The sequence below is a fragment of the Streptomyces cupreus genome (assembly GCF_014257025.1).
Classification (GTDB): Bacteria; Actinomycetota; Actinomycetes; order Streptomycetales; family Streptomycetaceae; genus Streptomyces; species Streptomyces cupreus.
Map to the genome: position 1 here is coordinate 17,255 of NZ_JACMSF010000037.1, position 11,851 is coordinate 29,105.

The following is an 11,851-nucleotide window of genomic DNA, read 5'->3' on the forward strand; positions in this document are numbered from 1 at the left end:
CCGAACGGGCGGAACCGGTCCCTCAGGCGACCTGCCCGCTGTGCAGCGCCGTATAGGCGCCGCCCCGGTGCAGCAGCTCCTCGTGGGTGCCGATCTCCTCGATGCGGCCGTCGGCCATCACCACGATCCGGTCGGCGCCGCGCACGGTCGACAGCCGGTGCGCCACCACGAACGTGGTGCGTCCGCGCATCAGTCGGCCGAGCGCCTGCTGCACCAGCGCCTCCGAGCGGGTGTCCAGCGCGGAGGTCGCCTCGTCCAGGACCAGCACCCTGGGGTCCCGGATCAGGGCGCGGGCGATGGCCAGGCGCTGTCGCTGACCGCCGGAGAGCCGGGCTCCGCGCTCCCCCACCAGGGTGTCAAGGCCCTGCGGAAGACGGTCGACGAACTCCAGCGCGTTGGCGTCCCGCAGGGCCGCGCGCACGGTCTCCTCGTCGGCGTCGTCCATGCCGTAGGCGACGTTCTCGCGGACCGTGCCGTCGAACAGGATCGACTCCTGCGGGACGACCGACACGAACCGCCGATACGTGCGCAGGTCGAGGGTGTTCATGTCGGTGCCGTCGAGCAGGACCCGGCCGGTGGTCGGGCGGATGAAGCCGATGACGAGGTTGAGCACGGTGGACTTGCCCGCTCCGGACGCGCCGACCAGGGCGATGGTCTCGCCCGGCGCCACCGAGAGGCTGAGGTCGCGGACCGCGGCCCTGCCGCCGCCGTCGTAGGCGTGGCCGACGCTCTCGAAGGCGACGGCGCCGCGCAGGGCGGTGAGTTCGGACTTGCCCTCGTTGTCCTCCAGCTCGGGCGCCTGGAGCACCTCGCCGACGGAGCGGACCGATTCGAGGCCCTTGGTGATGACGGGGGCGAGGCCGGCGAGGGTGGTCGTGGAGTTGGTGAGCGTGGTCAGAAAGGCGCTGAGCATGACGACGTCGCCGGGGGTGACGCCCCAGACGCCGTAGTACGAGACCAGGGCCGCGCCGGCGAGAACCAGCACGCCGACCACGTTGAGGACCACCCAGGACAGCGAGCCGAAGCGGCCGTTGACCAGGTCCAGGCGCATCCCGGAGGTGAGCAGGCGGTGCAGGGTGCCGTCCATACGGCGCAGCGCCTTGCCCTCCAGGCCGTGGGCGCGGGTGACCGGGATGAGCCGGGTCATCTCGGTCACGCGGGAGGAGAGGGTCTCGACCTCGTGGCGGAAGTGCTCGTTGTGGGTGCGCAGCCGGGCCCTGAGACGGGCGACGACAAGCGCGGCGGCGGGCACGACGACGAGGAAGACGGGCAGGAACTCCGGTGTGCGTACGGCGATGATGACGAGGCCGCCGATGAGTACGGTGCTCGCGCCGAGCCCCATCTCGGCGGTCTGCTGCACCATCTGCTCGACCGTCTCCACATCGCGTACGACCTTGGCCTGGAGCACGCCCGAGCTGACCCGCGAGTGGTAGCCGATGGAGAGTTGCTGCATCCGTGTGCACAGTGCGGAGCGCAGGGCGGTACCCATACGGCGGACGCTGCCGTAGAGCAGGCGGACGTAGAGGACGTGCAGGGGGTAGTTGACCATCAGGATGAACATGATCAGGCCAGTGCTGAGCCAGAGGCGGTTGATCGGATGGTGTTCGACGACGGTGTCGATGATCTCCGCGGTCACCAGGGGCAGCAGCCAGATCGGGCTGTGCTTGACGGTGAACACGCCGACCGCTGCCGCGAGTCGGCGGCGGTCGGCGCGGAACAGGTAGGCGAGCGTGCGGACGGGGTGCTCGCCTCGATAGCGGTGGTCGAGCGGTCTTTCCAATGGCGAGGCCACGGGCGGTGTTCCTTCCCAGGGTCCGGGGTGAGCTGTTGGGGGCAAGCGCTTTCTCCCCAACTCTCCCGGAGCTACACCGCGTCCAGGGTGGCGATCTCGTCGACGGTCAGGGTGAGGTCGGCCGCGGCGACGGAGTCGCGGATCGTCTCCGGGCGGCTGGAGCCCGGGATGGGGATGACGACCGGCGACTTGGCGAGCATCCAGGCCAGGCAGACCCGCTGCGGGCTCACTCCGTGGGCCTCGGCGACGGTGGCGAAGGGGGCGTAGACGGAGCCCAGTTCACGGGCCCGGGAGATACCGCCGAGGGGGCTCCAGGGCAGGAACGCGATACCGAGTTCGTCGCACAGCTCCAGCTCGCGCTCACTGGAGCGGAAGGCCGGGGAGAACTGGTTCTGCACGGAGACCAGTCGGCCGCCGAGGATGCCGTTCGCCTGCTTGATCTGGCCGGGGTCGGCGTTGGAGATCCCCGCCATGCGGATCTTGCCCTCGTCCAGCAGGTCGCGGATCGCGCCGATGGAGTCGGCGTACGGCACGCGCGGGTCGGGACGGTGGAACTGGTAGAGCCCGATGGCCTCGACGCCGAGCCGGCGCAGCGACGCCTCGCAGGCCCGCTTGAGGTGCTCGGGACTGCCGTCCCGGGTCCAGCTGCCGTCGCCGGGGCGCAGATGGCCGCCCTTGGTGGCGACCAGGACGTCGGAGCCCCGGTCGTGGGAGGCGAGGGCCTTGGCGATCAGGGTCTCGTTGTGGCCGACCTCGTTCGCGTCCCGGTGGTAGGAGTCCGCGGTGTCGATCAGGGTGACGCCGGCGTCGAGGGCGGCGTGCAGGGTGGCGAGGGAGCGGGCCTCGTCAGGGCGGCCCTCGATGGACATGGGCATTCCGCCCAGGCCGATGGCGCTGACGTCGATGTCACCGATGCGACGGGTGTGCATGGGGGCGTGACCTCTTCCGGCTCTCCCGCGCGGGATGCTGACGGGGGTCACTCCAGCCTGAGGGGCGGGTGGGTCACAGGTCCAATAGAGGATGGAGAACGCATTCATCGGTGGCGGCGCTGAATCCCGGCCCGCGGCACCGCTACGGGCGCCGCGGGCCGGGTGACGTTCCGTCAGCCCTTCGAGGCCAGGTACTCCTCCACTCCGGGCGCCTCGTGCGCCTCCTCGACGTTCACCATGGCGCCGACCGCCTTGGCGTCGGGCTTGAGGACATAGGTGGACCGGCTCGCGGGCTGCGAGACGTCGGAGAAGTCCTGCGCGGAGCCGAGGCCGGCGTCGGCGTTCTTCTGCGAGCGGTGCGCCGCGACCACGTCCGCCCGGGCGAGGCTGCCCGCCTCGCAGGCCTTCTTCAGGTCGGCGCCCATCAGTTGGGCGGCGTTGTAGCCGGAGAGCACCCCGGAGTCGACCAGCTGTCCCGGGAACTTCTTCTGGTAGGAGGCGACCATCTTCTTCACGCCGGGTATGTCCGCGCTGACGGCCGGGGCCGCGCTCACCACGTGCAGCATGGCCTCCAGGGCGGCCGCAGCGGGCGTCTTCATCAGCTGCGGCGCGTAGCCGGGGGCGTTGCTGACGACGGGGACCTTCAGCCCCCGGGAGGCGGCGACGCCGACCAGCGAGGCGGTCTGGGCGGGTCCGGCGCTGATCAGGATCGCCTTGACGTCCGCCTTGCGCAGCGCCGAGACCTGGGCGGACAGGTCGGTGTCGGTGGCCTTGATCTTCTGGTCCACGACCTTCAACCCCGCCTTCTTCGCGGCCCATTGCGAGCCTTCGAGGGCGTTGGCGCCGTAGTCGCCCTCGAAGTAGACGTGGCCGATCGTGTCGCCCTTCTTGAGGCCCTTGGTGCGGGTGAGGAAGTCGACGGCGGCGATCATGTCGACGTCGTACGTCGTGCCCAGCACCTGCACGGAGTCCTTGCCGAGCAGGGAGGCCGCCCAGGCCTGCGGGAAGGTGAGCACCTCGTCCCGTTCGATGTCGTCGAGCAGGGCGGCGACCACCGGCGATCCGATGACCTGGGGCAGCGCCACCACGTCCGGGGCGATGTCGGCGTAGGCGGTGACCGCCTTCTGCACGTCGTAGCCGTGGTCCTTGACGACGATCTCGACCTTGCGGCCGCAGATGCCGCCCTTGGCGTTGGTCTCGTCGGCCCACATCTGCTGGGCCTGCACAATGCTCTTGCCGAGGGTGGCGTAGGGGCCCGTCAGATCGGTCAGGGCGCCGAGCTTGATGGTCTTGTCGGTGACCCCGGGCCCGGCCTTGACGCCGTCGGCGCCGTCCGCGGCGCTGTCGCCGTCCGCCTTGGAGCTGCAGCCGGTGCCCGCGAGGAGCAGGGCCGTCAGGGCGGCGGCCAGGACCGTCCTGGTGCGGTGCTTGGGGTGATTCACGGTGTCGGCTCCTTGGCTCGTACAGCTGAGGCGGGTGGATGGGTCTCGGTGGCGGGGTCCGCGTCCTTGGGTGCTGACCGTCGGCGGTGGATCCGGGCGCGGGTGCGCCGGACCAGGCCGTGCAGTCCGTCGGGGGCGAAGAGCAGGATCAGGACGATCGCCGCTCCGTAGAGGTAGCGGGCCGCCTCGGTGGGGCCCACCGCTCCGTCGGTGGTGCCGGGGGCCGCCACCAGGGGCAGCTGATCGGCGTAGCGGGTCATCAGCAGGGGCAGCGCGGTGACGAAGACGGCGCCCGCGGTGGCTCCGGCGACCGAGCCGAGGCCACCGATGACGATCATGGCGAGGTAGTCGACGGAGAGGGCGAGGGAGAAGTAGTCCGGTACGACCCGGCGGAAGGCGAGGGCGAGCATCACCCCGGCCAGACCGGCGTACATGGAGGAGACCACGAAGGCCGCCGAGCGGTAGCGGGCGACGTGCACGCCCATCACCGCGGCCGCGGTCTCGCTGTCCCGCAGCGCCACCAGCGCCCGGCCGGGGCGTCCGCGGCGCAGGCCGCGGGCGGTGAACCAGGTGAGCGCGAACAGTGCGAGGCTCAGGTACCACAGCCGTTCCTCGGCTCCGAACGGCACGCCCAGCAGGGTGAGTTCGGGGTCGGAGGCGGTGAAGGTGAAGCCGCCGAGCTCCAAGGGCGGCACCGAGCGGCCGTTGAAGCCGCCGGTGATCGAGTCCGCGGTGAGCAGGACATGGTGGCCGAGGAAGACCAGGGCGAGGGTGGCGACGCCCAGGTAGATGCCGCGCACCCGGCCCGCGACGGGACTGAACAGTCCGCCGGCGGCCCCGGCGAGCAGTACCGCGAGGACGACGGCGACGGCGGGCGGCAGGCCCGGGCCGGGCTCCCCGGCCAGCCAGACGTAGCCGTAGGCGCCGACGGCGAGGAAGAAGGCGTGGCCGAGGGAGAGTTGGCCCGCGGTGCCGGACAGCAGCCCGAGGCCCACGGCGCCGACGGCGGCGGCCATGGAGAACAGGCCGATGCGCAGCCAGAAGGCGTCCAGGTAGAAGGGCAGGGCGCACAGCAGGACGACCAGCAGGACGGTCCAGGCGCGATAGCGGCGCAGCAGTTCAGACACGGGCTGCTCCCTTCGCTCCGAACAGCCCGTTGGGCCGTACGAGGAGGACGAGGACCATCACGGCGTACGGCGCGACATCGCCGAACCCTTCGCCGAGGACGTGCAGTTCGGACTGGTATCCGGCGACGAGCGCCTCGGTCAGGCCGATCAGGAGGCTGCCGGCGAGGGCGCCGGGCGGCGAGGCCATGCCGCCGAGGATGGCGGCCGGGAAGGCCTTCAGGGCGATCTGTCCGGTCGTACGCTCAAGGCCGGGGGCCGGGAAGGCGGCGAGGAACACCGCGGCCAGCGCGGCGAGGGCGCCTGCCAGGCACCAGGCGAGGGTACGCATCCGCACCAGCCGTACGCCCATCAGCGCGGCCGCCTCCATGTCCTCCGCCGATGCCCGCAGCGCCAGGCCCCAGTTGGTGTACCGGAAGAGGGCGAACACGCCGGCGATGACGACGGTGGAGACCACGATCGCGGCGAGTCGGCTGTCGGCGACGGTGATGGGTCCGAGGCCGCTGACCGAGTCGCCCCAGGGGTCGCCGAGGGTGAGCAGGTCGCCGCCGATGCGCCGGGACAGGTCGGTGAGGATGACGATGTCGACGCCGATGGTCACGATCGTCTGCACATGGGCGGAGTGCGCGTCCTGTCCGCCGACCTGGAGCAGGAACCGGTCCATGAGCCCGGCCACGGCCGCCGTCGCCAGCACGGCGACCGCGAGGGCGCCCGCGAATCCGAGGTCTTCGTGGAGTACGGCGGTGAGGTAGCCGCCGAGCAGGAGCAGGGAGCCGTGGGCGAAGTTGATGACGCCCGAGGCCTTGAAGATGATGACGAAGCCGAGGGCGACCAGGGCGTAGACCGAGCCCAGGGCGAGGCCGTTGAGGACGTTGTCGAGGAAGGTGGTCATGCCGCGTCCTCCCCCGTGGCCTCGGTGCCGAGGTAGGCGCGCAGCACCTCGGGGTCACGGCGGACCTCGTCGGGGGTGCCGTGGGCGATGACCCGGCCGAAGTCGAGGACGGTGACCTCGTCGGCGAGCCGCATCACCAGGCCCATGTCGTGCTCCACCAGCACCACGGACAGGCCGAGTTCGGCGCGCACGGCGCGGATCGTCTCGGCGGTGCGGGCCCGTTCGGCGGCGTTCATACCGGCCACGGGTTCGTCGAGCAGCAGCACACTGGGCTCCAGACAGAGGGCGCGGGCGAACTCCACGCGTTTGCGGTCGCCGTAGGACAGCAGCGCGACCGGGGAGTCGAAGTGCGGTCCGAGGCCGACGAGTTCGGCGATCTCGCGGGCCCGGGCGAGGTGCTCGCGCTGTTCGCGCACGGCGCTCGGCAGACGCAGGGCGCTGGCGGTGAAGCCCGCGCGGGACAGGATGTGCCGGCCGAGCATCAGGTTGTCGGCGACGGTTCCCTCGGTGGTGACGATGTTCTGGAAGGTGCGGGCCACACCGAGGGCGGCGATGCGGTGCGGGGCGAGGCGGGTCAGTTCGGTGTCGCCGAGGCGGACGGTGCCGGAGGCGGGGCGGTACAGGCCCGACAGGACGTTGAAGCAGGTGGACTTGCCGGCGCCGTTGGGCCCGATGATCGCGTGCACGGAGCCCGGGACGACCGTGAAGGACACGGTGTCCAGGGCGGTGAGTCCGGCGAACCGGACGGTGATGTCCCGTACGTCGAGCACGGGCGGTGCGGTGGTGCGGTCGTTCACGCGGCCCCCTGACCGTCGGCGGTCTCGCCCAGGTACAGACGGCGTACGGCGTCGGTGCGGGCGAGTTCGTCGGCCGCCCCGGACAGCCGGATCTCGCCGACCTCCAGGACGTAGGCGCTGTCCGCAAGGGAGAGCGCCATGCCGGCGTTCTGTTCGACCAGGAGCACGGCGGTGCCCTGGGTGTTGATCTCCTTCACGACGTCGGCGATCCGGGCCACCATCTGCGGGGCGAGGCCCAGGGAGGGCTCGTCGAGCAGGAGCAGCTTCGGGGCCGCCATCAGGGCGCGGCCGATGGCGAGCATCTGCTGCTCGCCGCCGGACAGGAGCCCGGCGGCCTGGCCGGTCCGTTCCGCGAGCCGCGGGAACAGGGTGAACACCCGGTCGCGGGATTCGCGCACCAGGGCGGGGCTGCGGCGGCCGAGCCCGAGTCCGCCGGTGCGGAGGTTCTCGTCGACCGTCAGCCCGGCGAACACGCGCCTGCCCTCCGGGACCTGGACGACCCCGGCGCGCACCGCGGCGACCGGGTCACGGCCGTCGAGTTCCGTCGCGCCGTAGCGGATGCGGCCCGCCGTGACCGCGCCGCGGTGCAGGCGCAGGGTGCCCGAGACCGCCCGCAACAGGGTCGTCTTGCCCGCGCCGTTGGCGCCGAGCAGGGCGACGACGCCGCCGTGCGGGACGGCCAGCGACACGGAGCGAAGGGCGGACAGGGCGCGGCCGTAGGTCACGTCGAGACCTTCGACGTGCAGGGCCGGCTCCTCGTCCGGTGGTGCTTCGGGCATCACGGCTCCTCGGATCCGTGCCGCGGGGGCACGGGGCTTCGGGGGAAGGGGAGCTCACGCAAGCACGGGCGCGGGCGCGCGGAACAGGGCTGGGGGCGGGGTCGCTGCGTGGTCCCAACCGGGGGCGCCGGGGTTTGTGCGGGTGCCCAGGGAGGCGGCGGCGGAGGGTTCCCTGACGGTGGGCGGGGGCATGAGACGTCCGTTGTCAGTGGCGTGCGCTTCACTGTCCGTCATGGAGATCACGCACGCGACCGTCAACGACCTGCTGGCCCGGCTCGGCCCGGGGGACGGCTACCTGTACCTGCCCATCGATCTGGACCCGCAGGAACTGATCGACCTGATGTCCGGGGTCTACGGCGCGCCGCGCACGCTCGTCCTCGACGGATTCACCGATCCGACGGTCGACGAGTCCAAAGGCGAGGCCCTCCTCGTCCCCTTCGAGGACCGGGCCGTGACCATACGAGCGTGGGCGTACGGGGACCAGTGGATCGGCGCGGGCAGGGCGCGGGACGGCGAAGGGATGGAGCGGCCGGTGCTGGCGGTCGCTCGCCGGGAGGTGCCGCAACCCTTGGCGGTCGATCGGGACGAGGACGTCGACTGGATGGAGCGGCTCATACGGATCACCGGCTGGACCCACCCCGCGCAGCGGCCGGACGTGGACTGGGCGGAGGTGGAGTCACGCCTGGGCACCGCGCTGCCGAGCGACTACAAGCGCATGGTCGAGACGTTCGGCGAGGGCGCCTTCGACGGGTGGCTGGGCCTGATCCAGGAGCCGTGGACGGATCTCAGGGAGGACGGACTGCTCATCTGGGCGGGCACTGAGCACGAGGAGAGCTACTGCTGGAGGGTCGAGGGCGCCGATCCGGACCTGTGGCCCGTGGTGGTCCAGTCCTGCGACGAGGAACTCCGCTTCGACTGCCAGGCCGCGGAGTTCGTCTGCCGCATCCTCGTCGACCCGCACCACCCGTACACGCTGGCCCGCTACTTCGACACCCACTGGTTCATGACCTATCGGGACGCCGACTGACCCGCGACCCGCTCAGCGCAGCAGTCGGCGGGCCGTCAGGGCCAGGCTGATCTCCACCACGTCCAGGGGGCGGGCCAGGGAGCGACCCGTGAGCTGTTCGCAGCGGCGCAGCCGGTTCAGGACCGTGTTGCGATGGCAGTACAGGCGCTCGCCCGCCCGCTGGGCGGAGCCGTCGCAGGCCAGCCAGGCGGACAGGGTGTCCAGGAGGACGTCCCGGTCGGCGGGTTCCAGCCGTAGCAGCGGCCCCAGGACCTGGTCGGCGAGGGTCGCGCCGAGTTCGGGGCAGGAGATGACCAGGGCCTCGGGGAGGTGTTCCGTCAGCCGGATCGTGCCACCCTGCTGCGGGCAGATGCTCAGCGCGAGATCGGCGAGGCGCCGGGCGTCGCCCACCGCGGCCAGGCCGGTGACCACGCTGCCGACGCCGGCCTTGGCGCCCGGGGCAAGATCGAGGCCCTCCAGCGGGTCCTCGTCGCCCTCCGGATCCTCGTCGCCGACCAGGACGATGCCGTAGTCCACTTCCCCTCCTGTGTGCCAGTGCACGCGCGTGCTCGGCGGTACGGCGGCGGCGCGGGCGCCCGAGGGGCCCGGTGTCCGTCCGCCGGCGACCGCGACGACCACGTACCGGCCGTGTTCCGGCAGGTCCAGGCCCTCGGCGGTCTCGGGCAGGTCGGCGATGCGGCTGGTGCCGTCGAGGAGGGCGGCCGCGAGCAGCCGAACCCGGTTCTCGCGCCGCCAGGCCAGCTGTCGCTCGGCCTCCCGGTAGGCGTCCGCGACGAGGGTGCAGTGCTCGTCGACGAAGTTCCACATGTCGGTCGCCACATGGACGAGCAGCCGCACGTCCTCGGGCGCCGTGCGCGAGGTCTCCTCCACCAGCCGCTGCCACACCAGGGACCCGCCGAGACGGAACGCGTGCAGCAGGGCGTCGAGGGGCACACCCTGCTCGGCGCGGTGCACACCGATCTGCCATGTGCAGCGGCGGGCCGCGTCCCGGTTGCGGCGCGGGTCGAGCAGCGACATCACACTGTGCCGCAGTGAGCGGTGCACCTCCTGCCAGGTGCCCGCGTAGTCGTTCTCCAGCGCGGTCCGGTAGGCGGTCTCCTGCTCCTGGACGAGGGTCACCAGGCGGTCGGTGAGGTCCGCCAGGTCGTCGAGCAGGACGCGGGCGGCCCGGTGCACGACACGCAGCGCGTCGGCGTCGATCAGCGACCGCCCGCGCACGGTCCGCCGCTGCGGAACGGGCATCGGCCCGGTGCGGATCATGGCCCGTGCCCGTACGGCAGGATGCATCGCGGTCCTCCCACAACCTCGGACTCCCGGCGGTGCGCCCGTGCCGGGAGACTCTGCGGTGTCCGGTCGGCCGTGTCGCCGGCGTAGCCCGTACGGCGGCGGCGGCCGCCCGACTCGTCCTGCCCCGAAGGATGACATACCGTCCGGTCGGTCCCTAGGGTTGTGCACCGCTCTTTTTCCTCCCGCCTCCCACAAATCCGCACGTCCGCGGTCATCGGCCCTGCTGATCGACCAGCTCCGTCCGGGACCGCACGCCGAGCGTGGCGCAGACGTTGCGCAGGGAGTAGTCGACCGTGCGGGTGCTGACGGCGAGCCGCAGCGGCACCTCCCGGTTGGTGGCGCCCTTGGCGACATGGCGGGCTCGTGGCGGACGGTCCGGCGCTGGGGACCGGCAAAGCCACCGGTCTCGTGCGCCCGGTTTCGGCCGTGCGGTGCGCGGCCCGGCTTGCTCCGGGCCCGGGTCGGTGTGAAACGCTCGATCGTCAACCGTGACGGCAGTATGGAGAGGCGACGGTATGCGCATCGGACTGCTCGGCACCGGCCCGTGGGCGCAGATGGCCCACGCCCCGGCGCTCGGCGAGCACGAGGACGTGGACTTCGTCGGAGTGTGGGGCCGCCGCGCGGACGCGGCGAAGGACCTCGCCGCCCGCCATGACATTCGCGCCTACGACGACGTCGACGCGCTGCTCGCCGACGTGGACGCCGTCGCCGTGGCCCTGCCGCCGGCCGTGCAGGCGGAGCTCGCGGTGCGGGCCGCGCGGGCGGGGTGTCATCTGCTGCTGGACAAGCCGCTGGCGACGACGGTCGAGCAGGGGCGGGCGGTGGTCGAGGCGGCCCAGGAGGCCGGGGTCGCGTCGGTGGTGTTCTTCACCACCCGCTTCCAGCCGGAGACCGAGGAGTGGATCACCGAACAGGCCGCCGCACAGGGCTGGTTCACCGCGCACGCGCAGTGGCTGGGCTCGGTGTTCAGCGGCGGCGACAGCCGGTTCGCCAACTCGCCGTGGCGGCGGGAGAAGGGCGCCCTGTGGGACGTAGGACCGCATGCCCTGTCCGTGCTGCTGCCGGTCCTCGGCGAGGTGCGGCAGGTGGCGGCGGCCGCGCACGGGCCCGGGGACACCGCACACCTGGTCCTCGATCACGCCGGTGGCGCGTCGAGCGCGCTGACCCTGAGCCTGACCGCCCCGTCGGCGGCCGCCGGGGCCGCCGTGGAGCTGCGCGGTGAGGCCGGGCTGACGCACCTTCCGGCAAGCACACAGGGGGTGGTACCGGCGCTCATGCGGGCGACGGACGCTCTGCTCGCCGCCGCCCGCACCGGGGCACCGCACCCGTGCGACGCGGCCTTCGGCCTGCGGGTGACCGAGATCCTCACGCAGGCCGACGCCCTGCTCAACGGCGGCGAATAGGCAGCAGGCCGTTGTCACTCCTCGAACGGCTCGTCGCTCCACCGGAACCAGGCCCGGTCCCCCTCGATGTGCAGCAGGAACTCGGCCACGGGTCCCTCCGGTGAGGAGAGGGAGACACGTCTGCGGATCTCGTCGTAGGCCGCCTCCCACTCCTCCACGTCCTCGTCCACCCGCTGCACCAGGGCGAGTTCGCGGGCGAAGAGGTCACACACCGAGGCGTAGGCGGGACCCGGGGTGAAGTGGCCCGACAGCCAGGGGAAGTCGGCCTCGTCAATCGCGATCTCCCCGACCGACTCGTCCCCGCTGCGGATGTGCCACACCGTACCGTCGAATCCCACCGCGCCTCCGTAAGCCGTCACTGTCAGTGCCCGTTCAGCAT

Annotated in this window: 11 protein-coding genes and 1 pseudogene; 2 read left to right on the forward strand and 10 right to left on the reverse strand. The window is 72.1% G+C overall.

Going from position 1 to position 11,851, the window contains the following annotated elements:
* Nucleotides 1-22 precede the first annotated feature (22 nt).
* The 7 genes from H4N64_RS28775 to H4N64_RS28805 form a co-directional block, all read right to left on the reverse strand.
* A complete protein-coding gene (locus tag H4N64_RS28775; protein WP_186285346.1) occupies nucleotides 23-1,792 on the reverse strand; it encodes an ATP-binding cassette domain-containing protein in 1,770 nt (589 codons plus the stop codon).
* A 71-nt stretch (nucleotides 1,793-1,863) separates the two neighbouring features.
* Nucleotides 1,864-2,721, reverse strand: a complete 858-nt coding sequence (locus H4N64_RS28780) for an aldo/keto reductase (protein WP_186285347.1) — start codon at nucleotides 2,719-2,721, stop codon at nucleotides 1,864-1,866.
* Nucleotides 2,722-2,894: 173 nt separating this feature from the next.
* Nucleotides 2,895-4,163, reverse strand: coding sequence for an ABC transporter substrate-binding protein (locus tag H4N64_RS28785; RefSeq protein WP_186285348.1), 1,269 nt, complete (start codon nucleotides 4,161-4,163; stop codon nucleotides 2,895-2,897).
* Entirely contained in the window at nucleotides 4,160-5,290 is a 1,131-nt protein-coding gene (locus H4N64_RS28790; protein ID WP_186285349.1) for a branched-chain amino acid ABC transporter permease, read from the reverse strand. Before H4N64_RS28790 ends, H4N64_RS28785 begins: the two co-directional genes overlap by 4 nt.
* Nucleotides 5,283-6,179 (reverse strand): branched-chain amino acid ABC transporter permease, encoded by an 897-nt coding sequence (locus H4N64_RS28795; protein ID WP_186285350.1) that lies wholly within the window; start codon nucleotides 6,177-6,179, stop codon nucleotides 5,283-5,285. Before H4N64_RS28795 ends, H4N64_RS28790 begins: the two co-directional genes overlap by 8 nt.
* Nucleotides 6,176-6,976, reverse strand: a complete 801-nt coding sequence (locus H4N64_RS28800; RefSeq protein WP_186285351.1) for an ATP-binding cassette domain-containing protein — start codon at nucleotides 6,974-6,976, stop codon at nucleotides 6,176-6,178. Before H4N64_RS28800 ends, H4N64_RS28795 begins: the two co-directional genes overlap by 4 nt.
* Nucleotides 6,973-7,755, reverse strand: coding sequence for an ABC transporter ATP-binding protein (locus tag H4N64_RS28805; RefSeq protein WP_186285352.1), 783 nt, complete (start codon nucleotides 7,753-7,755; stop codon nucleotides 6,973-6,975). Before H4N64_RS28805 ends, H4N64_RS28800 begins: the two co-directional genes overlap by 4 nt.
* A gap of 232 nt (nucleotides 7,756-7,987) precedes the next feature.
* Here H4N64_RS28805 and H4N64_RS28810 point away from each other — a divergent pair, with 232 nt between their 5' ends.
* Nucleotides 7,988-8,782: an SMI1/KNR4 family protein gene (locus H4N64_RS28810; protein ID WP_186285353.1), complete on the forward strand. Its 795-nt coding sequence runs from the start codon at nucleotides 7,988-7,990 to the stop codon at nucleotides 8,780-8,782.
* A 12-nt stretch (nucleotides 8,783-8,794) separates the two neighbouring features.
* On the opposite strand, the gene H4N64_RS28815 is transcribed toward H4N64_RS28810, so the two are convergent.
* Together H4N64_RS28815 and H4N64_RS28820 are read right to left on the reverse strand one after the other, a co-directional pair.
* Nucleotides 8,795-10,069, reverse strand: coding sequence for a PucR family transcriptional regulator (locus H4N64_RS28815; protein WP_186285354.1), 1,275 nt, complete (start codon nucleotides 10,067-10,069; stop codon nucleotides 8,795-8,797).
* A gap of 211 nt (nucleotides 10,070-10,280) precedes the next feature.
* Nucleotides 10,281-10,430 (reverse strand): annotated as a pseudogene (locus H4N64_RS28820) (LuxR C-terminal-related transcriptional regulator); the annotation flags it as partial.
* Between the two features lie 154 nt (nucleotides 10,431-10,584).
* Here H4N64_RS28820 and H4N64_RS28825 point away from each other — a divergent pair.
* On the forward strand, nucleotides 10,585-11,472 hold the full coding sequence (locus H4N64_RS28825; RefSeq protein ID WP_186285355.1) for a Gfo/Idh/MocA family protein: 888 nt from the start codon (nucleotides 10,585-10,587) through the stop codon (nucleotides 11,470-11,472).
* Between the two features lie 14 nt (nucleotides 11,473-11,486).
* On the opposite strand, the gene H4N64_RS28830 is transcribed toward H4N64_RS28825, so the two are convergent.
* Nucleotides 11,487-11,810 (reverse strand): hypothetical protein, encoded by a 324-nt coding sequence (locus H4N64_RS28830; RefSeq protein WP_186285356.1) that lies wholly within the window; start codon nucleotides 11,808-11,810, stop codon nucleotides 11,487-11,489.
* Nucleotides 11,811-11,851 lie beyond the last annotated feature (41 nt).